Below are 26,394 nucleotides of genomic sequence, written 5' to 3'. Positions count from 1 at the left end.
CCTCGGCGGCACTGTCCGGGTTCGTTCAGGGAGGCGGTTATCTGATGGCCGCGACCGGACCCCTGATCTTCGCCTTCCTGATCCAGAGCTTCGATGTGATGTGGCCGGCTTACGCCGTGGTGCTGGCCTCCACAGCGGTGAAGTTCACAGTCAGCTTCTCCGCCTGTCGTCCCGGCTCGATCTGATCCAGGCACCACACGAATTGGGGCTCCACACGAACTGGGGCACCACACGGTCCGAGGCGAAGACTATGACACTTGATTCGCCGTCGACAACCGGACACGAGTAATCTGAACGGGTGACCCCGGAACTTCTGCAGACCGCTCTGGCGCGTGCACTGGCGAGCAGCGCTGCCGCACGAAGAATCGACAGTGCCCCTGTACCGGACTCGACCCTTCGCAGGGCGCAGGCACAGCCTCACGGCGACTGGGTCTCGACCATCGCACTGCGCAGCGCCGCATCTCTGCGCACCGAGCCCAGAACGCTGGCAGAGGAGATCGCTTCACGGCTGCGCGATAACACCGGAATCACCCGTGTCGACGTCGCCGGACCCGGGTTCCTCAACATCACAGTGAGTCCCAGCAGCCTCGCTCAGGTCGCCGCCGACATCGTCGGCACAGGCACGGCCTTCGGTCCTGATGCGGACACAGCAGCGCGCATCGAAGCCACGGTCGATGAGCGCATCTCATCCAACCCCGAACTGCGGACTCTGCTCCCTGCCGTGGGAAGCGACTCGCTTCGCTTCCTGGCCGCACGCGGCAGCACGGCTTCATCACATACGGCAGACATGGGACTGCTGCGCACGGCCCATCCGGACAACCCGGTCTACCTCGTCCAGGTCGCGCACTCCTCGGCCTGTCGCGTCGAACGTCGCGCGGCAGCGGCTGGCATCAGCGCCGCCGACTTCGACCCGAACGCCCTGACCGATGCCACAGAGACCGCGTTGGCTGCAGCCCTGGCAGACTTCATCACCACCACCAACGCCGCCGCCTTCGCGCACGAACCTCGGCGCATCACCTGTCTCCTCGAAGCCACCGCACAGCTGTTCCTGGGTTGGGCAAGAACATGCCCAGTGACACCGAGGATCGATGAGGACATCACGCGGCTCCACGCTTCCCGGCTGGTCCTCGACCGAGCCGCCATCATCGTCCTGGCCACAGGACTTCGACTACTGGGCGTTCGCGCCCCGGAGAGGATGTAATGCCTGCCCATATCGCCGGCACCATGCACGCCACCCCTGCACCCGTGTGGCTGCCCTACCCCGAGGACGTCAACGCCCTCCTTCCCAGCTTGTGGTCGGACAACGTGACGAAGTCCGACTCCGGTGTCCTCACCGTCGCCGGGCACACGGTCACCGATCTGGCTGAACGCTACGGCACCCCGACCCTCGTCATGGATGTCGCGGACTTCACCGCCCGCGCCGAGAACTATGTCAGCGCGTATTCGGCCGCTTTCTCCGCAGACAAGGGACTGTCCGGTGTCGACGTCTTCTATGCGGGCAAGGCATTCCTGTGCACCGCTGTCGCCCGGTGGGTCCACGAGGCGGGTCTTGGCCTGGACACCTGTTCCCTGGGAGAGATGATGGTGGCCCGCGCAGCAGGAGTTCCAGGCGATCGAGTCGGTCTGCACGGCAACAACAAATCTGTGGCCGAGCTCGAATATGCCCTCGACTACGGTGTGGGACGCATCTTCGTCGACAGCCTCGACGAGATATCCCTGCTGGAATCGATTGCGGCCGCGAAGGGCGCCGTTGCACCAGTGATGCTGCGAGTGACGGTGGGAGTCGAGGCACACACGCACGATTTCATCGCCACAGCTCATGAGGACCAGAAGTTCGGGCTCTCGGTCTCCGCCGGAACAGCAGCAGAGGCCGCCGAGGCAGTGGCGAACTCACAGCATCTGCGTTTCGATGGTCTGCACTCGCACATCGGCTCGCAGATCTTCGACATCTCCGGCTTCCAGGTCGCTGCCGCCCGTGTCCTGGCCCTGCGAGCGGAGATCATGGACGAACACGGTGTCGATCTGCCCGATGTCGACCTGGGTGGTGGCTTCGGCATCCGCTACACCTCGCAGGACACGCCCATTCCGGTGGTCGAGATGGCACAGGAGCTTGCCGCGGTGGTCGCCAAGGAATGCCGCGGACTGGGCACGAACGTGCCGCGGATCTCCATCGAGCCCGGACGCGCGATCGTGTCACCGTCTATGTTCACCCTCTACCGGGTCGGCACGGTCAAAGAGGTCGACACCGACAACGGTGTGCGCACCTACGTCGCCGTCGACGGGGGGATGAGTGACAACATTCGGACAGCTCTCTACGATGCCGACTATTCGTGTACCTTGGCCAATCGGAACTCCAGTTCCGAACCCGCCATCGTGCGCGTCGTGGGCAAGCACTGCGAATCCGGTGACATCATCGTCCGAGACGAATACATGGGATCAGATGTGTCCTCCGGGGATCTTGTCGCGGTCCCGAGCACCGGTGCCTACTGCCGGTCACTGGCCAACAACTACAACCACCTGCCGAAACCAGGGGTCCTGGCCGTGACTGCGGATAAGGTTGAGTGGATTGTGACGCCCGAGGACTACTCTCAGATGTTGCGCAGCGATCCGGGAATGAACGTCGGTGAGCGCGTGTGAGTGCCATTGAAGACAGCGAAAAGGTGGACAAATGCAGGCTTTGAAAGTTGCCATGCTCGGATGTGGGGTCGTCGGCACCGAGGTCGCCGCCCGCATCCAGGACCGGAGCGAGGCTCTGGCCGAACGGATCGGTGCGCCTCTTGAGCTGAGCGCAATCGTCGTCCGCGACACCGCGAAGCAGCGTCCCGGAATCGATCCGAGCCTGCTGACGACGGACGCAGAAGCTGCCATCGCCGACGCCGACATCGTCATCGAGCTCATGGGCGGCATCGAGCCTGCCAAGACGCTCATCCGCTCGGCACTCGATCACGGCTCCTCCGTCGTCACCGCCAACAAGGCCCTGCTGGCAGCCAACTACGGTGAGCTCATGTCAGCGGCGGACACGGCAGGAGTTCGTCTCGAACACGAAGCCGCCGTCGCCGGTGCCATTCCCATCATCCGTCCGGTCGGTGACTCGCTGGCCGGGGATCGGATCGACCGGATCATGGGCATCGTCAATGGCACCACCAACTACATCCTCGATCAGATGGACTCCGAGGGCTGGGGCTTCGATGAAGCGCTCAAGACCGCGCAGGAGCTGGGATTCGCCGAGGCGGACCCGACGGCCGACGTCGGCGGACATGATGCTGCGGCCAAGGCCGCGATTCTCTCGTCACTGGCCTTCCATGCTCCAGTCACGATCGACGATGTCCACGTCGAAGGCATCGAGGACATCACCCCCGAGATGGTCGCCACGGCCCGGGACCAGGGATTCGTCATCAAACTCCTCGCTGTCTGCGAACGAGTCAGCGAATCGCCTGCCGGGCCGGGACTGTCCGCTCGCGTCTACCCGGCACTGCTGGGACGCAATCACCCTCTTGCAACGGTGCGCGGCGCCTTCAATGCGGTCTTCATCGAGGCCGAGGCCGCTGGTTCGCTCATGTTCTACGGTCAGGGCGCCGGGGGCGAACCCACCGCTTCTGCGGTCCTCGGCGATGTGGTCTCCGTGGCCCGTCGCAAGGTTCTCGGAGGTCGGGGTCAGTACGAACGTCCTTTCCACAAGGACTCGACGATCCTGCCGATATCGGCGATCACCACCCGGTACCACATCACTCTCGACGTCGTCGATCGTCCGGGCGTCCTCGCAGCAGTCTCCGAGGTCTTCTCCGATGAAGGCGCGTCGATCGAGCTCATGCGCCAGACCGTGGGAGAAGTCGACGAACAGGGCACACAGCACGCGAAGCTCGTGCTCGCCACCCACTCGAACACCGACGCGATCCTGCAGGGAACGGTCGACCGCCTCGGCGGCCTTTCCGTGGTGCGCGCCGTCAAATCCGTGATCCGTGTAGAAGGACAGTGAGAATGACCGAATTCCCCAAAAAGCAGTGGCAGGGCGTCGTCGAGGAATACCGCAGCCTCCTCGACATCTCCGAAACCACACCGGCCGTGACTCTGGGTGAGGGCGGAACTCCGCTCATCCGTACGGAGAAGCTCAGCGAGTTCACCGGCGCTGACGTATGGGTGAAGTACGAAGGCCTCAACCCGACGGCGTCTTTCAAGGACCGCGGGATGACCATGGCCATCACCAAGGCTGCGGCTCAGGGCGCGAAGGCCGTCATCTGCGCCTCGACCGGCAACACTTCAGCCTCGGCGGCGGCCTACGCCACCAAGGCGGGACTGACCTGCGCCGTGCTCGTGCCCACCGGTAAGATCGCCCCGGGCAAGATGAGCCAGGCCATCGCCCATGGGGCCACGCTGCTCGAAGTTGACGGAAACTTCGACGACTGCCTGACTCTGTGTCGGAAGCTCTCCGAGTCCTACCCGGTTCACCTCGTCAACTCCGTCAACCCTGATCGCATCGAGGGACAGAAGACCGCCTCCTTCGAGGTTGTCGACGTCCTGGGCGACGCCCCCGACATTCACGTGCTGCCTGTGGGCAACGCGGGCAACATCACCGCCTACTGGAAGGGTTACCGCCAGTACCAGGAGATCGGCGTCTCGACCCGTCTGCCGCAGATGTGGGGCTTCCAAGCAGCAGGATCGGCACCGATCGTGCTCGGCCACCCTGTCGACGAACCCGATACGATCGCCACCGCCATCCGAATCGGCAATCCTGCCAGCTGGCAGCAGGCCATCGAGGCGCGTGACTCCTCCGGTGGAGTCATCGACTCGGTCACAGACGAAGAGATCCTGCGCGCACACAAGATTCTGTCCCGGGAAGAGGGAATCTTCGTCGAGCCCGGTTCGGCCGCCTCGGTGGCTGGTCTGCTGAAGATGTCCGAAGCGGGCAAGGTCCCTGCCGGTGCGAGAATCGCGGTCACCGTGACTGGTCACGGCCTCAAGGATCCCAGCTGGGCACTTCACACAGCCGACGGTTCCGAGATCGAGCCCAAGCGGGTCTCCGTCGACGCCGTCAGCGCGGCACGGGCCCTCGGGCTCGAAGACAGGTGAGCGTGAGGATCCAGATCGAGGTTCCGGCCACCTCGGCGAACCTCGGCCCTGGCTACGATGCATTCGGCTTGGCACTCGGGATCTTCGACACTCTGACATTGACGATCCACGACGAACCCGTCGATCCCAGCACCTGTGTGAGTGTGACAGGGGAGAGTGCCGAGACTCTGCCGACGGATCAGTCCCACCTCATCATGCGTGTGATCGTCGACGTGCTCCATGAAGAGTATCCCAACGCCCCTTCAGACTTGGGGGAGAGGCTCAGCCTGGACTGTGTCAATCGGATACCGCATTCGCGCGGACTCGGATCTTCTGCGGCAGCGATCGTGGGCGCCATTGCGCTGGCCGGCGAGATCGGGGCCTACGCCGGCGGTGTCCAACTGAGCCGGCAACGCGTGCTTGAGCTCGCCTCCGAACTCGAGGGCCACCCTGACAATGCGGCTCCTGCAGTGTTCGGGGGACTGAACGTCGCCCTGCCGAACCCCGCCCGCTCGTGGCAGGTGCCGTCCAACACCCTCGCCGAGGTGACCGTGCTGGTGCCCGAGGTGCGTTTGGATACGGAGATCGCACGAAGCGTGATCCCCGTATCCGTCGAACATGAGGTCGCCGCAGAGAACTCCGCACGTGCCGCGCTGCTCATCCACGGCTTCGTCACCGATGCCTCTGTTCTGCTGGAGGCCACCGACGATCGGCTCCATCAGGAATTCCGACGTGACGCATACCCCGAGTCGATGGCCATTGTCGACGGTCTGCGTGCCGAGGGCCTGCCCGCCGTGATCTCGGGCGCGGGACCCACCGTCCTCGTCCTCGCGAACACGGTTCCTCCGGCGCTGCTCCCGCCATCGGTGACACTCATTCACACCTCGATTGACCTCGGCGGATATCGCGTCAAGGAAAAGAATTAGGCACCGGATTCGCGTGATCGGCGTTGAGCACGTAAACTGATGGTGTTCCGTCAGTGATCGGATTCGATGATACTCATCGCGAATCCACTGTCTATTTCACAAATTCTGGAACGTCTCCTGCTCATTCTTAGGCAGGTTATCTTTCACATGCACCGTCAACGGTGTTTCCGTCGCCGTGAGTAAACGGCTCTTGCCGCACGGCCGAAAGAGGGAGAAGGACCTTCGTGTCTGAAACCACTACTCAAGATTCCACGCCACGCACCGGCAGTCTGACCGCTTTGCGTCTGCCCCAGCTCCAGGAAATGGCAGCGGGACTCGGGATCAAAGGGTACCGTCGACTTCGCAAAGGCGAACTGATCGACGCCATCAACAACCACAATGGCTCACAGGGCGGTTCGGGACAGGCTCAAGCAGCCCCGAAGACCGCACCAGCCGCTTCCGCAGGCTCAGAGAAGGAAGCCAAGGAAGACAAGAGCGGTTCCAACGCAGCACCCGATGAAGCCAAGCGTCGTCCGGCTCGTCGCAGCGCAGCTGCGACATCTGATGATGATGCCGTCGCCGCACAGGGAACAGCTGCGGCAGCGACGTCTGCTGAAGCCTCGACCGTCGCCGATACGCCGGTCGCAGGCGACACTTCGTCCGAATCAGGCGGGGAGCCGGACAAACAGCGTTCGCGTCGCAGTCGTTCGCGCTCGCGTGGCGCTGACGCCCAGAACGAGGACAACGGACACAGCTCCGATGACTCGGTTGAGCGCTCGGACCGCAATGATCGCGGAAACGGTCGCAATCGTCAGAACGACGACAACGACCGCGGCAACGATCGCAATGGTGAGCGCAACGACCGCAACGGTGACCGCAATGATCGCGGAAACGGGCGTAACCGTCAGAACGACGACAACGACCGTGGCAATGACCGCAACGAGCGCGGAAACAACCGCAACCGTCAGAACGACGACAACGATCGCAACAACGACCGGGGCAACGATCGTAACAACGACCGTCGCGGACGCCAGAGCGACGACAACGATCGCAGCAATGACCGCAGCAATGACCGTCGGGGACGCAACAACGATGACGACGATCGCGGCAACCGTCGCGGACGTGGTCGTGACCGTGACCGCAAACGTCGCGGAGGACGCGGCGGCGACGAGCCCGAGATCCGCAACGATGACGTGCTCATCCCCGTCGGCGGCATCCTCGACGTGCATGACAACTACGCTTTCCTGCGTACCTCCGGGTACCTGCCCGGACCCAACGACGTCTACGTCTCGGCTTCGATGGTGCGCAAGAACCAGCTGCGCAAGGGCGACGCCGTCGCCGGTGCCATTCGCCAACCTCGCGAAAACGACCGCAACAGCAAGCGTGAGAAGTTCGACGCACTGGTGCGACTGGACTCGGTCAACGGCCTGACCGTCGATGATGCCCGGAGCCGTGTCGAGTTCTCGAAGCTGACACCGCTCTACCCGCAGGAGAGGATGCGCCTTGAGACCACTTCCAAGCAGCATTCGACCCGGCTCATCGACCTTGTGACTCCCATCGGCAAGGGCCAGCGTGGTCTCATCGTGGCACCCCCGAAGGCGGGCAAGACGATGATCATGCAGCAGGTCGCCAATGCGATCACCGAGAACAATCCGGAAGTTCACCTGATGGTCGTCCTCGTCGACGAACGTCCCGAGGAAGTCACGGACATGCAGCGGGCGGTGAAGGGCGAAGTCATCGCTTCGACCTTCGACCGTCCCGCCGATGATCACACGACGATCGCCGAGCTGGCTATCGAGCGCGCCAAGCGTCTCGTCGAAATGGGTTCCGACGTCGTGGTGCTCCTCGACAACATCACCCGCCTTGGCCGCGCCTACAACATTGCGCAGCCAGCCTCGGGTCGAATCCTCTCCGGTGGTGTCGACGCGAACGCGCTCTACCCGCCGAAGCGATTCTTCGGCGCTGCCCGCAACATCGAGAACGGCGGCTCACTGACGATTCTGGCCACAGCCCTCGTCGAGACCGGTTCCAAGATGGACGAGGTCATCTTCGAAGAGTTCAAGGGCACCGGCAACATGGAGCTGCGTCTGTCTCGACAGCTCGCTGACAAGCGCATCTTCCCGGCTGTGGACGTCAACGCGTCGAGCACCCGTCGTGAAGAGATGCTGATGACCAACGAAGAGATGAAGGTCATGTGGCAGCTTCGTCGTGTACTGTCCGGACTCGAACAGCAGCAGGCTGTGGAGCTCCTGATGTCGAAGCTGAAGGAAACCGGCTCGAACGTCGAATTCCTCATGCAGGTGCAGAAGACGACACCTCTGCAGAAGTCTTCCACCGACAACAACTGAGATGACCGACGATGACACCCTCAAAGCCAGCGTCAGCGCACTGCTCGACGAGCACGCACGCCTGCAGTCGGAACTCTCCGATCCTGCGGTGCACGCTGACGCTGGCCGTGCCAGGAAGCTGACAAGGCGCTACGCAGAACTCGACAAGGTCGCAGTGACCGCTCGTCGGTTCGCCCAGCTCGAAGACGACGCCGTCGCCGCGGATGAACTCGCGGACGACGACGCCGAATTCGGTGCTGAGGCCAAACGCCTGCACGAGGAGGCCTCGGATGTCGAGGCTGAGCTCAGAGACCTCTTGGTTCCCAGCGATCCCGACGATGCGCGTGATGCGATCATCGAGATCAAAGCCGGTGAGGGTGGTGACGAATCGGCGTTGTTCGCAGGGGATCTCCTGCGCATGTACCAGCGCTGGATCGACTCGCGCGGATGGTCCTCGCAGATCCTGGATGCCACGCATTCTGATCTCGGCGGTTACAAAGACGTCACTCTGGCGCTGAAGGCCAAGGATGACGGTGCCTACGGTTGGGTGAAGTTCGAAGGTGGAGTCCACCGGGTCCAACGCGTGCCCGTGACCGAATCCCAAGGACGCATCCACACCTCGGCCGCCGGAGTGCTCGTATTTCCTGAGGTGGACGAGCCTGAGGAAGTCGCACTCGATGACAACGATCTCCGCATCGACGTCTACCGGTCCTCGGGCCCCGGTGGTCAGTCCGTGAACACTACGGACTCCGCCGTGCGCATCACCCACGTGCCCACAGGCATCACCGCCAGCTGTCAGAACGAGAAGTCACAGCTGCAGAACAAGGAAGCAGCAATGCGCATGCTCCGGGCCCGCATCCTGGCCAAACAGGCCGAGGAGGCCGCAGCCGAGGCCGCGGACATCCGACGGTCCCAAGTTCGCACCGTTGACCGCTCTGAACGCATCCGCACCTACAACTTCCCCGAAAACCGCATCACCGACCATCGGACGGGCTACAAGGCCTACAACCTTGACCAGGTTCTCTCCGGTGACCTCGATCCGGTCATCGGCTCCTGCCGTGAGGCCGACAAAGCGGCACGACTCGACGCACTGGGGGACTGACCTGATTCCGCGCCCTCCCGGTCCCGAAGAGGACGTGTCGACGGTGCTGCGCGGAGCGGCACGGCTGCTGGCCGATGCCGGCGTCGCCCACCCCGACCCGGATTCCGCGGCGCTGCTTGCCCACGCCTGGAGAATCGACGCCTCCGACCTGGCCCGCAGACGCCTCCTCGGCGATGGTGTCCCCGCCGAAGTCACGGAAGTCTTCGCGCAGCTCATCGACCGACGACGTCAGCGCGTCCCGCTTCAGCACATCATCGGAGTCGCGGCCTTTCGTCACCTCGAACTGCTGGTGGGCCCTGGAGTGTTCGTTCCCCGGCCCGAGACCGAGCTTCTCGTCACCGAGGTCCTCGATGAACTCGACAGGCAGCAGAACGCATATGAGCCCTTCGTCATCGATCTGTGTTCGGGCTCGGGTGCGATCACGCTGTCCCTTGCTGCCGAACATCCGCAGCTGCGCATCATCGGCGTCGAGCGCGAAGCCGAGGCCTTGAACTGGTCGCTGAAGAATCTGGCTTCGGTCAGCCTCGGCGACTCCAGCGTCGAGCTGATCTGTGGTGACGCGACGAAGTTCGCTGACGATCGACCTGACCTGTGGGGCAGCGCGGATGTCGTCGTGACCAATCCTCCCTATGTGCCCGATGAAGCTGTGCCGCGCGATGCCGAGGTGCGCGAACACGATCCGGCAGCCGCTCTCTACGGAGGGTCGACGGGCCTGGAGATCCCAGGACTCATTCTGAAGCAGGCGGAGAAGCTACTGCGTCCCGGTGGCTTCTTCATCATGGAGCATTCCGAGGAACAGGGGCCCGGCGCCCGCGAACTCATCATGTCGACGGCCAGTCTCAGACAGGCCGCCACCTACCCGGACTACACTGGACGCGACCGCTACACGGTGGCTCATCGTGTGTCAGGGGTCGACCTGTGACCATGGACCACCCGGTTCAGGCCACTGACCACCACGATCCGAAACGGAGTATTCGTGTCGAGACGATTCGACGTGACCCAAAGCGACATCCGTGATCTTGTCCTGGACGAATGCGCCAGGGTGAGTGAGACGGGCAATCTGCTCGTCATTCCCACGGACACCGTTTATGGGATCGCCGCAGACGCATTCAGCGCTTCGGCGGTTTCCGCCCTGCTGGCAGCGAAAGGCCGCGGACGTGACATGCCGCCGCCTGTCCTCGTCCCGCGTGCGGAGACCGTCTTCGGGCTCGTCGACGGTGTCGACGAAAGGATGCTTTCGCTGACCGCCCGGTTCTGGCCCGGACCGCTGACGATCATCGCGAATGCACAGCCGTCGTTGGACTGGGACCTCGGCGACACCCATGGCACCGTTGCGGTGCGAATGCCCGACGACGAGTACGCCCTCGCCTTGTTGGGGCGGACGGGGCCACTGGCCGTGTCCAGTGCCAACATCTCCGGTGAGCCCGCCGCCACCTCGGCGGATGAGGCGATGGAGATGTTGGGCGACGATGTCGACATCTACGTCGACGGCGGAGTGAGGACGTCGGGAATCTCCTCGACGATCATCGACCTCACCAGCGAAGTCCCGCGCATGGTGCGCGAGGGTCCCGTGACCATCGAAGAACTGCGCGAGATCGTCCCCGATGTCGTCGGCCTGGACGGCTGAGTGCGCGCCTACCTCTTCATCCTCATCATTTCGGCCCTCGTGGCCTACCTGCTGACCCCGATGGTCAGGCGGGTAGCCGAGCGAGGGCAGATCTTCTCGCCTCTGCGCGAACGCGATGTCCATTCCGTTCCGACGCCGAGGTTGGGCGGGGTCGCGATGTTCGGGGCTGTGATCGTGGGCCTCATCTTCGCCTCCCAGACACCGTTCCTGCAGAGGATCTTCTCGGATATGGGACCCATCATCGGCATCGCCGGCGCGGCCACCGTGCTGTGCGTGCTGGGCATCATCGATGACATCTGGGATCTCCACTGGATCACCAAGCTTGCAGGGCAGGCACTGGCAGCTGGATTCATGGCCATCAACGGCGTGGCACTGCTGTCGATCCCGTTCGGGGGAGTGATCATCGGTTCGCCGCGGATGTCGATCATCATCACCATCCTCGTCGTCCTGGTCACCATCAATGCTGTGAACTTCGTCGATGGGCTCGACGGTCTGGCAGCGGGAGTCGTCGCGATCGGCGGCAGCGCATTCTTCATCTACTCCTACGGTCTGGCCCGGGATGCATCGCCTGAGTCCTATGCGAACCTGGCCTCGCTGATCACCGCAATCCTCGTCGGCGCCTGTGTCGGCTTCCTTCCGCACAACTTCAATCCGGCGCGGATCTTCATGGGCGATTCCGGGTCGATGCTCATCGGTCTCCTGCTGGCCGCATCCACCATCCGCGTCACCGGCCAGGTCGACCCGGCGCTGCTTGGGGAAGAGCGAGTCTTCGCGACCTTCCTGCCCATCGTTCTGCCAGTCGCAGTGATGTTCCTGCCGTTGCTCGACCTGGGGTTGGCAGTCATCCGTCGTCTCATGGCCGGCCAATCACCGTTCTCCGCAGATGCGAAGCATCTCCATCACAGGATGCTCAGACTTGGGCACTCTCATGCTCGGGCGGTCCTCATCCTCTATACCTGGACCGCGCTCATCGCATTCGGATCTGTCATGCTCCTGCTGATGCCGTGGATCTACGTCGTCTGCATCGTCGGCGGGCTGTTCGCCATCACCCTGCTCTTCACCTTCTACCCCCTGCGGGTCCGTCAGAAAGCCAGAGAGGAAATCTCATGACCGATGAGTCACCGCGTCAGGAAACCTACGTTGAAGCAGCATGGGCCAGAGTCTGGAAGACCATGTTGGTCCGCGGCGTCATCCTCGTCGTTGCTGTCGCTGTGCTCGGAATGGGCATCGGCTACCTGGTTTCCGGGACCGAAGGTTTCAACGGCGGGGCCGTCGGCGGGGGACTGGCTGCGGTGTTCATCATCGTCACCCTGGTGATCATGTATGCGGGGCGCAACATGGGGCTGACAGCAATCGCCGGATTCTTAGGCATCGGATTCCTCTTCAAGGCGTTCATCTTCATGATCGTCATCTGGCGGATCAAGGACGCAGACTGGCTGGATGGAAATGTGGCGTTCCTCACGATCGTGGTCGCTGTGATCGGATCATCTCTCGTCGAGGCGATGACTGTGGTCAAGGGGCGCGTGCCCTATGTCGATCCCGACGCGAAATAGGCGGAATCGACGATTGCGCCGGGGTCTGCCAGAAGATGTACAGTCAAAGGTGATGAATTTGTCGGCAGCTCTCTACAATTGGTAGAGTTGTTGCGGTGCTGGAGCCAATTGTCGCTCCAAGTCGCTCCTGAACCTATACCTACACAATCAATGTGTGGATCAGGCCAGGCCATTTAGGCTTTTGACCATGGGAGAGTAAAGGAAACGTGGGAACACTCAACGCTGCGAACACAACGATCCAAGCCGCTGAAAGTGGTTTTCACGCCCCATCCATGGCGGAGTTCTTTCCCGCCGCGTTCCTGTTCGAAGGCACTCCCTTTGAGATGAACCGCGTGATGCTCATTCGCGTCCTCGCCACTGTCGCAGTCGTTGTTCTGCTCGCTGTGTGGGCCAAACGCATGAAGCTGGTACCCAGCCGTTTCCAGTCAGCTATGGAGCTGGCCATGGAATTCGTCACCGTCGGCATCGCCGAAGACACCATGGGCAAGGAGAAAGCCAAGAAGTTCATGCCGCTGATCGTGGCGATCTTCTTCGGCATCCTGTTCTGGAACGTCACGAAGCTCATTCCGTTCCTCAACATGCCGGGCACCGGCGTCATCGGTCTGCCGATCGTCCTCACGCTGACGGTATACGTCACGTACCACTGGGCCGGCATCGCAGAGAAGGGGTTCGGTCGCTACATCAAGGACTCGCTGATCCTTCCCGGCGTCCCCTGGCCGATGCACATCCTGCTCATCCCCATCGAGTTCCTGACCAAGTTCGTGACTCAGCCGTTCACCTTGGCGATCCGACTCTTTGCCAACATGATGGTCGGCCACCTTCTGCTGGTGCTGTGCTTCTCCGCAACGAGCTTCTTCCTGTTCGATGCCGCCAACGGGTTCCAGTTCTTCTCAATCATCACCTTCGCCGGCGGATTCTTCGTCTTCATCCTCGAGATGCTGATCGTCGTCCTGCAGGCCTACATCTTCGCCCTTCTGTCCTGCGTCTACATCAACGCCGCGATCTCAGACGATCACTGAGGCAGCGCCCCACATTCTGTAACCTCAGACGTTACAAGGGCCGGGCCAACCACCCGGCCGACATATGAAAGGAAAGCATTCAATGGATATGCTCGCTGAAGTCACCGGCAGCCTCAACACCGTCGGTTACGGCCTCGCCGCAATCGGCCCCGGCGTCGGTGTCGGTATTGTCATCGGTAAGACCATCGAGGGAACCGCTCGCCAGCCTGAAATGGCCGGCGCACTGCGCGGAAACATGTTCCTCGGAATTGCGCTGATCGAGGCCCTGGCCCTGATCGGCATCGCCACCCCGTTCTTCCTGCCCTGATCACGAAGAGGACTAAACGATGACTCCGGTACACATTCTTGCTGCGTCTGAGAATCCACTTCTCCCGGCGTGGTACGACATCATCTGGAGTGCCATCTGTCTGCTGATCGTCTTCCTGGTTGTCTGGAAGTACGTCCTCCCGGCCTTCAACAAGACTCTTGATGAGCGCGCAGAGCGCATTCAGGGTGGAATTGAGAAGGCTGAGAAGGTGCAGGCTGAAGCCGATGAGGCTCTGGCCGAGTATCAGAAGCAGCTCGCCGACGGCCGTGCAGAAGCTGCACGACTGCGCGCCGAGGCTCAGGAAGAAGGCGCCCAGATCATCGCCAATATGAAGACCCAGGCTCATGCCGAGTCCGAGCGCATCGTCGCTCAGGCCCAGACGCAGATCGAAGCCGAGCGTCAGTCCGCCATGGTGCAGCTGCGTTCGGAAGTCGGCACTCTGGCCACCGATCTGGCATCGCGTATCGTCGGTGAATCGCTCACCGATGACCAGCGTTCTGCCAACGTGGTCGATCGCTTCATCTCCGATCTCGAGTCGCAGTCGTCGGCACAGCCGGTCAAGGGGGCGTGATGCTCCAGTCGAGCAGATTGTCCCTGCAGGCCGTACTTGAAACCGCCAACGCTGAGATCTCCCGCGGTGACGCGCGTGAAATCGGTGCTGGTGAACTGGCCATCGTTGCCGTTCTCGCTGAGAACGTGACGCTGCGCAAGGCCTTGGCAGACTCGTCCGAGTCGGCTGAGAAGAAGCAGCAGCTGCTGCGGACTCTGTTCTCGACACGGACCACTGATACGGCCCTGCGTCTGAGTGAACTGGCCGTGAGCCAGCGCTGGGCGAGGACTCAGGACTTGGTGACCAGCCTTGAGGTTGCCGGAGTGACAGCTGTCGCAGCTGCTGCTCAGGCATCCGGTCAACTCGGCCAGGTGGAAGAGGAAGTCTTCCGCTTCGCCCGTCTGTGCGAAAGCGAACACGAACTGGCGCGGGCCTTGGAGTCCGATGCATCTGCATCGGCCAAGCGCGCGCTCATCGCAGACTTGCTGGCAGGTAAGGCACAGGCCGACACCATCACACTGATCGAGCAGGCGGTTCTGTACCCACGTGGGCTCCGCGTGGCGAAGGCTCTGGATCAGTACAGCGATATCCTCGCGGCACGACAGCAGCGTTCAGTCGCCGATGTCACCGTCGCCAAACCGTTGAGCGAAGCTCAGACCCAGAAACTCGCGGCCGCTCTGTCGGCCAGCTATGGACGCGACCTCGTGCTCAACGTTCAGGTCGATCCTAAGGTCGTCGGGGGAGTCCGGGTTCAGGTCGGCGATGAGATGATGAGTTCCACAGTGGCTGATCGTCTGGCCGAAGTTCAGCGCAAGCTCGCAAGTTAAATCGAGGGGCCGGCCAGTCCGGCAGCACAGGCGGCCCACCGGTCGTCGGACACAAGTTTTGAGTAAAGGAAGCAGGGAAACCAGATGGCGGAACTGACAATTCGCCCGGAAGAGATCCGGGACGCTCTCGGGAAGTTCGTTGACTCGTACAACCCCGAAAGCTCGGTAAAGTCCGAGGTCGGCAAGGTCGTCACCGCAGGTGACGGAATTGCCCACGTCTCGGGTCTGCCCGGCACCATGGCCAACGAACTCCTCCGGTTCGAAGACGGCACCTTGGGCTTGGCACAGAACCTGGACGAGCGCGAGATCGGCGTCGTCATCCTCGGAGAGTTCTCCGGGGTCGCGGCTGAACAGAACGTCCACCGCACCGGTGAGGTTCTCTCGATTCCCGTCGGCGACGGCTACCTCGGTCGAGTGGTCGATCCTCTGGGTCAGCCAGTCGACGGACTCGGTGAAGTTGAGACTGTCGGACGTCGTGAGCTCGAGCTCCAGGCCGCAGGCGTGATGGATCGCCAAGAGGTTCGCGAACCTCTGCAGACCGGCTACAAGAGCATTGACGCTATGATCCCTGTCGGCCGTGGACAGCGCCAGCTGGTCATCGGTGACCGTAAGACGGGTAAGACCGCCCTTGCGATCGACACGATCATCAACCAGAAAGCCAACTGGGAGACCGGTGACCCGAAGAAGCAGGTTCGCTGCATCTACGTCGCCGTCGGCCAGAAGGGCTCGACCATCGCAGGAGTCCGCCGTTCGCTCGAAGAAGCGGGTGCCCTGGAATACACCACGATCGTGTCCTCTCCTGCTTCCGACCCTGCAGGCTTCAAATACCTCGCCCCTTACTCCGGTTCGGCCATCGGTCAGCACTGGATGTACGAAGGCAAGCACGTCCTCATCGTGTTCGATGACCTCTCGAAGCAGGCCGAGGCCTATCGTGCAGTGTCACTTCTGCTGCGCCGTCCGCCGGGCCGCGAGGCTTTCCCCGGAGACGTGTTCTACCTGCACTCGCGTCTGCTTGAGCGTTGTGCGAAGCTCTCCGATGAGCTCGGCGGCGGCTCGATGACCGGTCTACCGATCATTGAGACCAAGGCCAACGACGTCGGAGCGTTCATTCCGACCAACGTGATTTCGATCACCGATGGTCAGATCTTCCTGCAGTCGGACCTGTTCAACGCAGGCCAGCGTCCTGCAGTCGACGTGGGCATCTCCGTGTCCCGCGTCGGTGGCGCCGCTCAGACCAAGGCCCTCAAGAGTGTCTCAGGCACATTGAAGATCTCCTTGGCACAGTATCGCTCGCTCGAGGCGTTCGCGATGTTCGCCTCCGACCTCGACGAGACGACCAAGCGCGACCTGGCTCGCGGTGCACGACTGACCGAGCTGCTCAAGCAGTCTCAGTTCTCGCCGATGCCCTTCGAAAAGCAGACCGTGTCGATCTTCGCAGGTACACACGGCTATCTTGACGAGATTCCTGTTTCGGACGTGCTCAAGTTCGAAACCGAGCTCCATGATCACGTCGAGCGCAAGACCGGCATCTTCACGACAATTCGTGAGACGCTCAAGCTCGATGATGACACGTCGGCAGAGCTGGACAACGTCTTGACGGAGTTCACCCGGAACTTCGTCAGCTCCGACTCCAGCGGGTCAAAGGCAGGCAGCGAAGATACTGCCACAGCCTCATCCGATGAAGTCGAGCAGGAGCAGATCGTTCGGCAGAAGCGTTGAATCTGATCCGTAACAGCGAAAGGAAGAACTGATGGGAGCCCAGCAGAGGGTCTTCAAGCAGAAGATCCGCTCCACCTCGTCCTTGAGGAAGATCTTCAAGGCCATGGAGCTCATCGCTGCTTCACGGATTCAGAAGGCCATTGCTCGATCGCAGTCTGCCAGCCCATACGCCAACGCCCTGACTCGTGCGGTCTCAGCGGTGGCGAGTGAGTCCAACGTCGACCACGTGTTGACGACGGAACCTGAGTCGGTCACTCGTGCAGCAGTGCTGGTGATAGGTCCGGACCGTGGATTCGCTGGCGCTTACTCGGCGAACCTGCTGCGCGAGGCTGAAGAGCTCAATCGCCTGCTGCGCAGCGAAGGCAAGGATGTATCGCTCTTCACTGTCGGAGGGAAGGCCAAGAACTACTACACCTTCCGCGACCGTGCGATCGAACAGTCCTGGACCGGGATCTCTGAGATGCCGACTCCTGAGAATGCTCGGGAGATCGGTGAGGCGCTGTTGCAGAGCTTCAATACCGATTCCGCGCAGACCGGTGTGGATGAGATCTACATCGTGTTCACGAAGTTCGTCTCCAGTGTCAAGCACGACCCGGAATACCGGCGTCTGCTTCCGCTCGAGGTAGTCGACGCGGACGAGGTCGCCACCGGCGGTACGTCCGAACCGGCGAAGGACGGAGCTGCGTTCCCTCTCTATGAGTTCGAACCCAGTGCCGAGGCCGTCTTGGATTCGTTGCTGCCGCGCTACATCGACTCGCGGATTCTGTCCGCGCTGTTGAGCGCCTCTGCTTCCGAGCAGGCTTCGCGTCAGGCTGCGATGAAGACTGCGACCGACAACGCGGACGATCTGATCAAGACCTACACCCGGTTGGCCAATACGGCTCGCCAGGCGGAAATCACCCAGGAACTCACCGAGATCGTCGGTGGGGCCGATGCCCTCGCGGCATCATCAGCCGGCGACTGACCGGCGAGAGCAGAGAAGAAAGAGACCATGACTGCCACAGCTACGGATACCTCCCCGGCGCAGGGCACAGCCCTCGGCCGGATTTCCCGAGTCATCGGCCCGGTTGTCGACATCGAGTTTCCGCTCGACTCCGTGCCAGCCATCTACAACTCCCTTTCCACCTCGGTGGAACTTTCCGAAGGCACGCGTAAGCTGACCTTCGAGACTGCACTGCACCTGGGCAACGGCCTTGTGCGTGCCGTCTCCCTGCAGCCCACCGACGGACTGGTTCGCGGCCAGGAAGTCGTCGACTCCGGCGCTCCGATCACCGTGCCGGTCGGCGATGTGACCAAGAACCACGTGTGGAACACCACCGGTGACTGCCTCAACCTCGAAGAGGGCGAGAAGCTCGAGATCAGTGAACGCTGGCCCATCCACCGGACAGCGCCTGCCTTCGACGAACTGGAGTCGAAGACCGAGATGCTCGAAGTCGGCATCAAGAGCATCGACCTCCTCACCCCGTACGTCCAGGGTGGAAAGATCGGCCTCTTCGGTGGTGCGGGCGTCGGCAAGACCGTCCTCATCCAGGAGATGATCTTCCGCATCGCTCACAACCACAACGGCACCTCGGTGTTCGCCGGTGTGGGTGAGCGCACGCGTGAGGGCAACGACCTCATCATGGAGATGGACGAGGCCGGCGTGTTCAAAGATACTGCCTTGGTCTTCGGCCAGATGGACGAGCCACCAGGCACCCGTCTGCGCGTCGCGCTGTCGGCACTGACCATGGCGGAGTACTTCCGCGATGTCCAGAACCAGGACGTGCTGCTGTTCATCGACAACATCTTCCGTTTCACGCAGGCCGGCTCCGAGGTTTCGACCCTTCTGGGTCGCATGCCTTCGGCCGTGGGCTACCAGCCCAACCTGGCGGATGAGATGGGTGTTCTCCAGGAGCGCATCACCTCGACGCGTGGTCACTCGATCACGTCGATGCAGGCGATCTACGTTCCCGCCGATGACTACACCGACCCGGCTCCGGCCACGACGTTCGCACACCTGGACGCGACGACCGAGCTCAACCGTGACATCGCCTCGCGCGGTCTGTACCCTGCCATCGATCCGCTGACCTCGACATCGCGTATCCTCGATCCGCTGATCGTGGGCGAAGAGCACTACCGAGTCGCCAACGAGGTCAAGGCCATTCTGCAGAAGAACAAGGAACTGCAGGACATCATCGCCATCCTCGGCGTCGATGAACTCGGTGAAGAGGACAAGCTCGTCGTCCACCGTGCTCGTCGCATCGAGCAGTTCCTGTCGCAGAACACCTACACCGCTGAGAAGTTCACGCAGGTGCCCGGCTCGACAGTTCCTCTTGCTGACACCATCGAAGGGTTCTCGAAGCTCTGCGCCGGCGAGGTTGACCACATCCCCGAACAGGCGTTCTACAACGTAGGTGGGCTTGACGACGTCATGCGCAACTACGAAGAGATGCAGAAGTAAGCCATGGCTGCACTCGATGTGAACGTCGTAGCAGCCGATCAAAAGGTATGGGCTGGTGAGGCCAAGCGCGTCATCGCCCGTACCTTGGACGGCGAGATCGGCATCCTGCCGGGCCACGAGCCAGTTCTTGGTGTCGTTGCCGATGGTGAAGCACGTATTCTCACGACCTCTGAGGAGACCATCCGGGTCAAGGCCGATGGTGGATTCCTCTCGGTCGAGAATAATCGCGTCATCATTGCCGCTGATCAGGCCGAACTTCTCTGATCCGTCAATTAAACTGGCAACCGTGAACCCTTCCGTCCTTCTGATCGTTCTGCTCTCGTTAGTAGGACTCGCCCTCGCATTGATCGTTGTCGTGACGATTCGACGCAGGTCGATTTCGAAGCTCTCCGGAGCTTTTGACTGTTCCATCAACGTGGGCGAGGAATCCTCTTCTCGCCCACGTTGGCGTTTGGGTGTAGCAGTGTTCTCAGTGGCATCACTGGACTGGTATCCCGTATTCGCGCTGACTCGACGCGCCGCAGTTCGTCTCCCGCGTGCCGACCTCGATATTCTCGTCCGTCGCAAACCCACGTCCGGTGAACAGTACTCGGTGCTGCCCGACGCGGTGGTGGTGGACTGCTCCTACGGGAAGGCTGATGGCCGACCTCGTTCCGTATCTCTGGCCATGGACACCGAATCGCTGTCTACGATGGCCTCCTGGCTGGAATCATCGCCCCCCGGCTTCAACCCGACTATGGGAAGGTTCACCTGATGGATATCTTTCGCTTGACCGGTCCGAGTCGGCTGCGCGGTGAGGTCGATATCAGGGGAGCCAAGAACAGCGTCCTCAAACTCATGGCGGCTAGTCTGTTGGCCGTTGGCCGTACGACGATCACCAACGTGCCGGCGATCCTCGACGTGCGCATCATGGTTCAGCTTCTCATTCGGCTCGGCTGCGACGTCGATTACGATGCCGATCGGGGCATCGTCAGCATCGATGTTCCCGCGGAGGTCGGCATCCAGGCGGACTATGAGCTTGTGCGCGCGATGCGAGCGTCGATCTCCGTCCTCGGGCCGCTGACCGCACGGATGCGTGCAGCACATGTCGCCCTTCCCGGCGGAGACGCGATCGGGTCCCGGGGCCTGGACATGCATCAGGCAGGTCTCGAAGCTCTCGGTGCAACGGTGCATCTCGATCACGGCTATTTCGTCGCGGAGGCTCCCAGCGGCCTGCATGGAACGGACATCGTTCTCGAATTCCCCTCCGTCGGGGCGACGGAGAACCTGGTCATGGCGGCAACGTTGGCCCATGGTGTGACGACAATCTCAAATGCGGCCAAGGAGCCGGAGATCGTCGACATCTGCGCAATGCTCGTCGATATGGGCGCCCAGATCAGTGGGATCGGCACGGCCGACCTGACCATCACCGGTGTCGGCGAACTCCATCCGGTTGATCACCGTACGGTGGGGGACCGGATCGTAGCTGGAACCTACGCCTTCGGTGCGGCTCTCTCCAACGGTGATGTGACCGTGAAGGGAGTCGGACTCGAGCTGATGCCCAATATCGCGATCAAACTTCGCGACTCGGGCGCCACCGTCGATGACCTCGGTGAAATCGAGCTCGGCGATGGCACGCGTGGAAATGGATTCCGAGTCATCGGTGCCGAGCGGCCGCATGCGATTCGCGTCGCGACTATGCCGTTTCCCGGCTTCCCCACAGATCTGCAGCCGTTCGTGATCGCACTGAATTCAGTCTCAGACGGTGTCGGACTGCTGTCGGAGAACCTGTTCGAAGCTCGTTGGAGGTTCGTCCAGGAGATCGCGCGACTCGGCGCGAAGGTTCGAGTCGACGGCAACCACGCCCTGATCTCCGGTGTCAACAGCCTGTCCGGTGCCGAGGTGGAAGCCTCAGATATCCGCGCCGGCGCCGGCCTGGTGATGGCGGGCCTGCGGGCCGCGGGAATCACAGAGGTCTCCGGCATCGACCACATCGAACGCGGCTACGAGAATTTCGTATCGAACCTGCGCAGTCTCGGCGCCAATATCGAACGCGTTGAAAAAGCCGATATCCTCAGCTTCGAATAGGACTCAGAACAGACGCGAGTCAGGGTCGTCCATACCGCGCAGCGCATCGTAGTCTAAGACGACGCAGCGGATGCCACGATCCTCGGCCAAGGTCCGAGCTTGGGGTTTGATCTCCTGAGCGGCGAAGACTCCCTGGACCGGTGTGAGCAGCGGGTCACGGTTCATCAGTTCCAGATACCTCGTCAGCTGCTCGACGCCGTCGATATCGCCACGTCGTTTGATCTCCACGGCAACGGACTTGTGGCCGTGGTCGCGGGCGAGGATGTCGACTGGCCCGATCGCCGTCATGTATTCGCGCCTGACTAGGCTGAAGCCGTCTCCGAGAGTCTCTATATGTTGGGCCAGCAGTTCCTGCAGGTGGGCTTCCACTCCGTCTTTGACCAGTCCGGGATCGGTTCCGAATTCATGCTGGTCATCGGCGATCACCTCGGAGATTGAGATGACGAGCTTGTCGCCCGTCTTGGCCTGCGAGACCGTCCAGATTTCGGCCAGACCGGCCTCCTCCTGTTCCTGGCTCGGATCAGTGATTCTGATCGAGCACGGGGGAGTCATCCAGTTCAAAGGCTTGTACGATCCGCCATCCGAATGGATGAGGATCGAGCCGTCGGCCTTGAGCATGATGAGACGGGTGGCCATGGGCAGATGGGCGGTCAGACGACCGGCATAATCAACGGAGCACTTAGCAATGACGAGACGCACGCGCTTCACCTTACGTGAGAGAATGGGCAGATGCCACGATCTACCTCCTCGCGTCGCAAAAACAAATGGCAGCAGGCGCCGCGTGAGCTCTCCGACTCCGTGAGTGGTCTGCGCACAAGTCGAGATCTGCCCGACGGGACATGGTCGGTGCAGAGCGTTGCCGGCAATTCTCAGGGCAAGGTCTATATCTGCCCGGGGTGCGGACAGGACGTGGCGTCGTGGACGGCACATATCGTTGCCTGGCGACAGGCCGCTCGACACGGCACCGAGGTGGGAGTTGATTCCCGTCGCCACTGGCACACGAGGTGCTTTCAGAAATTCAGGTGAGGGTACTGGTCGTCGGCCGATCGTAGGCGGTCCAGGAATCGAGACCCGAAAAAAGGGGCCAGTTCTTTGTGAACTGGCCCCTTCTCATCGGTGTGGGCTGTGGGATGGTGTAGACCTCAGCGCAGCGAATTCCCGGAACGCGACGCCTTGCTGCTCTTGCTCTGCGACCCCGAAACCTGAGCATCGATGGCTATCGTGTCGGCATCGGTAGCTCCATTCGGCAGGTCGGAGTGCTCGGCCGCATCGGAATCGTCCGTCGCGGCAGGTTCCTCGGCCTCCAACTGAGCTCCCTGAGGCTCCGCCGCCTCGGAAGGCACGGTCTGATCCGATGTCTCCGCAGTGTCCGTGGAGTCCGGTGATGCAGCTGTGTCGGTTGGGCCGTCCGTGCTCTTCGCGCCGGAATCCGCGTCGTCAGCAGCAGCGATGTCATCAGCCTTGTCTGTCTCCTCGGGATCCTCCGCCAGAAGGTCGGCGAGCTCCTGCTCATCGGCGATCTGCTCGGTGGCATGGGACGCAGACTCAGCCTTGGCAGGGTCGACGGAATCGCCGCCCATCACACCGGGCATGGCGAACAGCGAACGGAGCTGATCGAGCTGCGCTGTGATCGTCTTGCGCTGTTTGGTCAACAGGTCGACCTGGGACTGAGCCGATGCCACGTTGCGCTTGGCTTCGGCCGCGGATTCCTCAATGGTGGCTTCGGCCGTTGCCCGGGCTTCACCGATGAGGGTCTGCGCGCGAGTCTTGCCGTCGGCAATGATGTCGTCAGCCTTCTTCACCGCATCCGAACGGGTCGTCTCCGCTCTCTCTGCGGCTTCCTTGGCCTCTGTATCTGCCTTCGCCGCACGCGCCTGAGCCTCGTCGATGAGTTTCTTGTTCTCTATCTGAGCTGCGTCGTAACGCTTCTTGCGATCAGCCTCCGCCGCCTGGCGCTTGCCAGCCAACTCGACCTCCAGTTCGTCAGAAGCCTTGGTCGATGCCGCGTCCCGAGCCTTCGCAGCGGCGAGGAGTTCGTCGGCTTGCGCCTGAGCAGTGCTGATCGACTCATCTGCCTGGCTCTTGGCCTCTGCCCGCAGATCGGCAGCCTCCTTCTCAGAAGTCGCCCTGAGCCCGGCGAGCTCGTGTTCGAGGCTTTCGCGGGCTTCCTTCGTGGCAGCCTCATTTGCCTCTTTGGCCTGGTTGTATTCGCGTTCTGCTGTCGCCTTGAGCTCTGCAGCACGCTTTTCGGCAGCTTTCACAGTCTCGTCGGCGCGCAGCTCGGCCGAACTGATGATGGCATCAGCCTCGGAACGGGCATTGGACAGAGTGTCGTTGCTCTCTGTGTGCATGCGGGCACGAGCCGAAGCGGCTTCGGCTCGTGCCTTATTGCGAATCGTCTCTGCGTCGGAGTTTGCCTGTGAGAGAGTCTCGCGTGCCTGGGATTCAGCGATCTTGAGCAGATGGTCGATGCGGCTTCCGGGAGGACCTGAAGCCTCGGCGCTGTCATTGGCCGCCTTCTTCAGCTGGGCCTTCGCCTCGGAGAGTTCTCCGGCGATCTGAAGTTTCGCGCGATCAGCGTTGATGACCTGACTTCGGGCATCGGAAAGGGCCTTACGAACGGACTCGACCTCGGTTCGCAGCTGCTGCAGGCGAGAATCAACTTCACTTTTTTCGTAGCCGCGCATCGCTGTGCGGAATTCTTCGGTGGGCGTCACTGAAGTGGACTCCTGTCGTGTCAAGGTATGTGGTCAAATCGTCCCACCACTACTCTAACGGACTCACCATGAGTGTTGGGTGCGAATTCCCAAGTGTGGACGTCTCTCGCGACCATGACACATAACCCCCGTGACGGAGGCCACAGACAGCTGGACTACCCTTGGAGCAGGCAACACTTCGTCGACTTCCCTCGCTTTGAGCGGGGTACGAATATCTGAGGAGGAAATATGGCTGAAGCAGTGATCGTCGCGGGTGCGCGTACTCCGTTCGGGCGTCTGCAGGGAGGCTTGTCGTCGCTGACAGCTGTGCAATTGGGCGGCAAGGCGATCTCGGGCGCACTCGGTCGCGCAGGGATCAGGGGCGAGGATGTCGAATACGTCATCATGGGGCAGGTTCTGCAAGCCGGTCTCGGTCAGGGACCTGCGCGGCAGGCCGCGGTCGAAGCCGGCATCCCGATGCACGTGCCCGGTGTCACCGTGAACAAGCTGTGTCTGTCCGGCATCAACGCGATCACACAGGCAGCCCAGCTGGTGCGGGCAGGGGAGTATGACGTCGTCGTCGCCGGAGGACAGGAATCGATGAGCCTGGCTCCCCACCTGCTGGAGAAGTCACGTTCGGGCTACAAATACGGTGATGTCGTGGTCAAGGACCATATGGACTATGACGGTCTGTGGGATGCCTTCACCGACCAGGCCATGGGTGGTCTGACCGAGGAGGCCAACGCCGGTGACTTCGAGTTCTCGCGTGAGGACCAGGACGCCTTCGCTGCCCGCTCACATCAGCGTGCAGCGCAGGCCTGGGAATCGGGCGCATTCGCCGATGAGGTCGAGGCAGTCACCATCACCGGTCGCAAGGGTGACGTGACCGTCTCCACCGATGAGGGCGTGCGCGCAGAGACGACCCCGGAATCGATGGCCAAGCTGCGACCGGCCTTCCGCAAGGACGGCACGATCACTGCCGGAAACGCCTCACAGATCTCCGACGGTGCATGCGCAGTCGTCGTCATGTCTCGTGAGAAGGCTGAAGCGCTCGGTGCCCGCATTCTCGCCGAGATCCGCTCGCACGGGTGGACGGCAGGTCCCGACTCGTCGCTGCAGCATCAGCCTTCACAGGCGATTCAGGCCGCTGCCGCGAAGGAAGGGGTCGCGGCTGATTCGTTCGACCTCTATGAGATCAACGAAGCCTTTGCCGCAGTCGGGCTCGCCAGTTCGAAGGACCTGGGCATCGATCCTGAGAAGGTCAACGTCAATGGTGGTGCTGTTGCACTGGGCCACCCGATCGGCGCCTCCGGAGCGCGCATCGTATTGACTCTTGCGCTCGAGCTCCAGCGCCGAGGTGGCGGCACAGGTGTCGCCGCCCTCTGCGGTGGTGGCGGCCAGGGTGACTCGCTCATCGTGTCCGTGCCCGCACAGAACTGACAAAGATACTTAAGACAAAGATACTTAAGGAGGGCATCATGCTCGTCGCATTCTCCGTCGCACCCAGCGGCGGTGACAATACGGACGCATCGGTCCACGATGCGGTCGCCGCGGCTGTCGAAGTCGTTCGACGGTCCGGGTTGACTCACCGAACTGATTCGATGTTCACCACGATCGAAGGTGAATGGGATGAGGTGTTCGCTGTCGTCAAAGAGGCCACCGACGTCGTCGGTGAGTTCGGCCCGCGAGTGGCGCTGGTGCTGAAGGCCGATATTCGTCCCGGTTACACCGGTGAGATCGATGGGAAGCTCGAGCGCCTGGAAAGGGCCCTCGACGCTCGCGACAACGGCTGATCAGTCTGCTCATCACCGTCGAATGGTACCGACAGGTAAGTTGGGCACAGGTGAAACTCTCGGACATTTCCTAGTGACGCAGGTCTCATTCGGGTCTACTCTTTCTTTAAGGAAGAAGGAGATGAACAATGAACGGTTCCACGTATTTCACCACAGCCACCGCACTGACGATGGTCGCCCTGCTCGGGTTCATGGCGGCCGGTTTCTTTCCGGTCATCGTCGACTTCGCCTTCGCCATCGAAGCAGTGGCCGTCATCCTCGCCCTCACCGGACTAGTGGCGGTCTCATTCGTGACGGTGCGAAAGTCACTGGAGCGCGTCGCTCGCGAGTACTGATCCGCACGTCGAACACCCCTGCTGCGGGGTGAGAGTAGCTGCCCGGACACAGCGGCCCTCGTCAGTGTCTCAGAGTTCGAT

Annotated in this window: 26 protein-coding genes and 1 pseudogene; 25 read left to right on the top strand and 2 right to left on the bottom strand. The window is 61.9% G+C overall.

Annotated features, from left to right (window positions below; genetic code table 11):
- The 22 genes and pseudogenes from ACE03M_RS10395 to murA form a co-directional block, all read left to right on the top strand.
- Window positions 1-185 (top strand): annotated as a pseudogene (locus tag ACE03M_RS10395) (MFS transporter); the annotation flags it as partial.
- 113 nt (window positions 186-298) lie between these two features.
- A complete protein-coding gene (locus ACE03M_RS10390; RefSeq protein ID WP_485933897.1) occupies window positions 299-1,201 on the top strand; it encodes a DALR anticodon-binding domain-containing protein in 903 nt (300 codons plus the stop codon).
- Window positions 1,201-2,637 (top strand): diaminopimelate decarboxylase, encoded by a 1,437-nt coding sequence (gene lysA / locus ACE03M_RS10385; RefSeq protein ID WP_485933896.1) that lies wholly within the window; start codon window positions 1,201-1,203, stop codon window positions 2,635-2,637. Before ACE03M_RS10390 ends, lysA begins: the two co-directional genes overlap by 1 nt.
- A gap of 31 nt (window positions 2,638-2,668) precedes the next feature.
- Window positions 2,669-3,976 carry a homoserine dehydrogenase gene (locus ACE03M_RS10380; RefSeq protein ID WP_143923313.1) on the top strand — a complete coding sequence of 436 codons (1,308 nt, stop codon included), beginning with the start codon at window positions 2,669-2,671 and terminating at the stop codon, window positions 3,974-3,976.
- Between the two features lie 2 nt (window positions 3,977-3,978).
- Window positions 3,979-5,067: a threonine synthase gene (gene thrC, locus ACE03M_RS10375; RefSeq protein ID WP_485933895.1), complete on the top strand. Its 1,089-nt coding sequence runs from the start codon at window positions 3,979-3,981 to the stop codon at window positions 5,065-5,067.
- 2 nt (window positions 5,068-5,069) lie between these two features.
- On the top strand, window positions 5,070-5,972 hold the full coding sequence (thrB, locus tag ACE03M_RS10370; protein ID WP_143923311.1) for a homoserine kinase: 903 nt from the start codon (window positions 5,070-5,072) through the stop codon (window positions 5,970-5,972).
- Window positions 5,973-6,196: 224 nt separating this feature from the next.
- On the top strand, window positions 6,197-8,299 hold the full coding sequence (gene rho, locus ACE03M_RS10365) for a transcription termination factor Rho (RefSeq protein ID WP_143923310.1): 2,103 nt from the start codon (window positions 6,197-6,199) through the stop codon (window positions 8,297-8,299).
- Between the two features lies 1 nt (window position 8,300).
- Window positions 8,301-9,380 (top strand): peptide chain release factor 1, encoded by a 1,080-nt coding sequence (prfA, locus tag ACE03M_RS10360; RefSeq protein WP_143923309.1) that lies wholly within the window; start codon window positions 8,301-8,303, stop codon window positions 9,378-9,380.
- Window positions 9,337-10,302 (top strand): peptide chain release factor N(5)-glutamine methyltransferase, encoded by a 966-nt coding sequence (prmC, locus tag ACE03M_RS10355; RefSeq protein ID WP_485933894.1) that lies wholly within the window; start codon window positions 9,337-9,339, stop codon window positions 10,300-10,302. Before prfA ends, prmC begins: the two co-directional genes overlap by 44 nt.
- 54 nt (window positions 10,303-10,356) lie before the next feature.
- Complete coding sequence (locus tag ACE03M_RS10350) at window positions 10,357-11,007, top strand: L-threonylcarbamoyladenylate synthase (RefSeq protein ID WP_485933893.1); 651 nt, start codon at window positions 10,357-10,359, stop codon at window positions 11,005-11,007.
- Window positions 11,008-12,117, top strand: coding sequence for an MraY family glycosyltransferase (locus ACE03M_RS10345; RefSeq protein ID WP_143923306.1), 1,110 nt, complete (start codon window positions 11,008-11,010; stop codon window positions 12,115-12,117). It abuts the gene before it with no gap.
- Window positions 12,114-12,560, top strand: a complete 447-nt coding sequence (locus tag ACE03M_RS10340; RefSeq protein ID WP_143923305.1) for a Cg1360 family ATP-synthase-associated protein — start codon at window positions 12,114-12,116, stop codon at window positions 12,558-12,560. Before ACE03M_RS10345 ends, ACE03M_RS10340 begins: the two co-directional genes overlap by 4 nt.
- Before the next feature lie 206 nt (window positions 12,561-12,766).
- Window positions 12,767-13,579: a F0F1 ATP synthase subunit A gene (gene atpB, locus ACE03M_RS10335; RefSeq protein ID WP_260848173.1), complete on the top strand. Its 813-nt coding sequence runs from the start codon at window positions 12,767-12,769 to the stop codon at window positions 13,577-13,579.
- Window positions 13,580-13,661: 82 nt separating this feature from the next.
- Window positions 13,662-13,886 carry a F0F1 ATP synthase subunit C gene (gene atpE / locus ACE03M_RS10330; RefSeq protein WP_009884049.1) on the top strand — a complete coding sequence of 75 codons (225 nt, stop codon included), beginning with the start codon at window positions 13,662-13,664 and terminating at the stop codon, window positions 13,884-13,886.
- A gap of 19 nt (window positions 13,887-13,905) precedes the next feature.
- Entirely contained in the window at window positions 13,906-14,457 is a 552-nt protein-coding gene (locus tag ACE03M_RS10325; protein ID WP_143923304.1) for a F0F1 ATP synthase subunit B, read from the top strand.
- On the top strand, window positions 14,457-15,263 hold the full coding sequence (locus ACE03M_RS10320; RefSeq protein WP_143923303.1) for a F0F1 ATP synthase subunit delta: 807 nt from the start codon (window positions 14,457-14,459) through the stop codon (window positions 15,261-15,263). The genes ACE03M_RS10325 and ACE03M_RS10320 overlap by 1 nt, the downstream gene beginning before the upstream one ends.
- Before the next feature lie 84 nt (window positions 15,264-15,347).
- Window positions 15,348-16,982 carry a F0F1 ATP synthase subunit alpha gene (gene atpA, locus ACE03M_RS10315; RefSeq protein ID WP_143923302.1) on the top strand — a complete coding sequence of 545 codons (1,635 nt, stop codon included), beginning with the start codon at window positions 15,348-15,350 and terminating at the stop codon, window positions 16,980-16,982.
- A 31-nt stretch (window positions 16,983-17,013) separates the two neighbouring features.
- Entirely contained in the window at window positions 17,014-17,946 is a 933-nt protein-coding gene (locus ACE03M_RS10310; RefSeq protein WP_143923301.1) for a F0F1 ATP synthase subunit gamma, read from the top strand.
- A gap of 27 nt (window positions 17,947-17,973) precedes the next feature.
- Window positions 17,974-19,422 (top strand): F0F1 ATP synthase subunit beta, encoded by a 1,449-nt coding sequence (gene atpD, locus ACE03M_RS10305; RefSeq protein WP_143923300.1) that lies wholly within the window; start codon window positions 17,974-17,976, stop codon window positions 19,420-19,422.
- A gap of 3 nt (window positions 19,423-19,425) precedes the next feature.
- Window positions 19,426-19,686, top strand: coding sequence for a F0F1 ATP synthase subunit epsilon (locus ACE03M_RS10300; RefSeq protein ID WP_204233752.1), 261 nt, complete (start codon window positions 19,426-19,428; stop codon window positions 19,684-19,686).
- Window positions 19,619-20,176 (top strand): DUF2550 domain-containing protein, encoded by a 558-nt coding sequence (locus ACE03M_RS10295; RefSeq protein WP_232488044.1) that lies wholly within the window; start codon window positions 19,619-19,621, stop codon window positions 20,174-20,176. Before ACE03M_RS10300 ends, ACE03M_RS10295 begins: the two co-directional genes overlap by 68 nt.
- Entirely contained in the window at window positions 20,176-21,489 is a 1,314-nt protein-coding gene (gene murA / locus ACE03M_RS10290; protein ID WP_485933892.1) for a UDP-N-acetylglucosamine 1-carboxyvinyltransferase, read from the top strand. The genes ACE03M_RS10295 and murA overlap by 1 nt, the downstream gene beginning before the upstream one ends.
- A gap of 3 nt (window positions 21,490-21,492) precedes the next feature.
- On the opposite strand, the gene nucS is transcribed toward murA, so the two are convergent.
- On the bottom strand, window positions 21,493-22,188 hold the full coding sequence (gene nucS / locus ACE03M_RS10285; protein ID WP_485933891.1) for an endonuclease NucS: 696 nt from the start codon (window positions 22,186-22,188) through the stop codon (window positions 21,493-21,495).
- Window positions 22,189-22,631: 443 nt separating this feature from the next.
- A complete protein-coding gene (locus ACE03M_RS10280) occupies window positions 22,632-24,206 on the bottom strand; it encodes a cell division protein (RefSeq protein ID WP_485933890.1) in 1,575 nt (524 codons plus the stop codon).
- Window positions 24,207-24,434: 228 nt separating this feature from the next.
- Here ACE03M_RS10280 and ACE03M_RS10275 point away from each other — a divergent pair, with 228 nt between their 5' ends.
- The 3 genes from ACE03M_RS10275 (at window position 24,435) to ACE03M_RS10265 (ending at window position 26,313) form a co-directional block, all read left to right on the top strand.
- Window positions 24,435-25,625, top strand: coding sequence for an acetyl-CoA C-acetyltransferase (locus ACE03M_RS10275; RefSeq protein WP_485933889.1), 1,191 nt, complete (start codon window positions 24,435-24,437; stop codon window positions 25,623-25,625).
- 38 nt (window positions 25,626-25,663) lie between these two features.
- Complete coding sequence (locus ACE03M_RS10270) at window positions 25,664-25,978, top strand: thiamine-binding protein (RefSeq protein ID WP_485933888.1); 315 nt, start codon at window positions 25,664-25,666, stop codon at window positions 25,976-25,978.
- A gap of 128 nt (window positions 25,979-26,106) precedes the next feature.
- Complete coding sequence (locus tag ACE03M_RS10265) at window positions 26,107-26,313, top strand: hypothetical protein (protein WP_143923293.1); 207 nt, start codon at window positions 26,107-26,109, stop codon at window positions 26,311-26,313.
- Window positions 26,314-26,394 lie beyond the last annotated feature (81 nt).

Source organism: Brevibacterium sp. AGC70 (assembly GCF_057334195.1).
The sequence above is the reverse complement of the archived record's forward strand: the minus strand, read 5'-3'. Positions and strand labels throughout refer to the sequence as shown.

Coding starts and splice junctions, on each gene's coding strand:
- lysA (WP_485933896.1), top strand. CDS start 1,201: ATGCCTGCCCATATCGCCGGCACCATGCACGCCACCCCTGCACCCGTG.
- ACE03M_RS10380 (WP_143923313.1), top strand. CDS start 2,669: ATGCAGGCTTTGAAAGTTGCCATGCTCGGATGTGGGGTCGTCGGCACC.
- thrC (WP_485933895.1), top strand. CDS start 3,979: ATGACCGAATTCCCCAAAAAGCAGTGGCAGGGCGTCGTCGAGGAATAC.
- prfA (WP_143923309.1), top strand. CDS start 8,301: ATGACCGACGATGACACCCTCAAAGCCAGCGTCAGCGCACTGCTCGAC.
- ACE03M_RS10340 (WP_143923305.1), top strand. CDS start 12,114: ATGACCGATGAGTCACCGCGTCAGGAAACCTACGTTGAAGCAGCATGG.
- atpE (WP_009884049.1), top strand. CDS start 13,662: ATGGATATGCTCGCTGAAGTCACCGGCAGCCTCAACACCGTCGGTTAC.
- ACE03M_RS10325 (WP_143923304.1), top strand. CDS start 13,906: ATGACTCCGGTACACATTCTTGCTGCGTCTGAGAATCCACTTCTCCCG.
- ACE03M_RS10320 (WP_143923303.1), top strand. CDS start 14,457: ATGCTCCAGTCGAGCAGATTGTCCCTGCAGGCCGTACTTGAAACCGCC.
- atpA (WP_143923302.1), top strand. CDS start 15,348: ATGGCGGAACTGACAATTCGCCCGGAAGAGATCCGGGACGCTCTCGGG.
- ACE03M_RS10310 (WP_143923301.1), top strand. CDS start 17,014: ATGGGAGCCCAGCAGAGGGTCTTCAAGCAGAAGATCCGCTCCACCTCG.
- atpD (WP_143923300.1), top strand. CDS start 17,974: ATGACTGCCACAGCTACGGATACCTCCCCGGCGCAGGGCACAGCCCTC.
- ACE03M_RS10300 (WP_204233752.1), top strand. CDS start 19,426: ATGGCTGCACTCGATGTGAACGTCGTAGCAGCCGATCAAAAGGTATGG.
- ACE03M_RS10295 (WP_232488044.1), top strand. CDS start 19,619: ATGGTGGATTCCTCTCGGTCGAGAATAATCGCGTCATCATTGCCGCTG.
- murA (WP_485933892.1), top strand. CDS start 20,176: ATGGATATCTTTCGCTTGACCGGTCCGAGTCGGCTGCGCGGTGAGGTC.
- ACE03M_RS10275 (WP_485933889.1), top strand. CDS start 24,435: ATGGCTGAAGCAGTGATCGTCGCGGGTGCGCGTACTCCGTTCGGGCGT.
- ACE03M_RS10270 (WP_485933888.1), top strand. CDS start 25,664: ATGCTCGTCGCATTCTCCGTCGCACCCAGCGGCGGTGACAATACGGAC.
- ACE03M_RS10265 (WP_143923293.1), top strand. CDS start 26,107: ATGAACGGTTCCACGTATTTCACCACAGCCACCGCACTGACGATGGTC.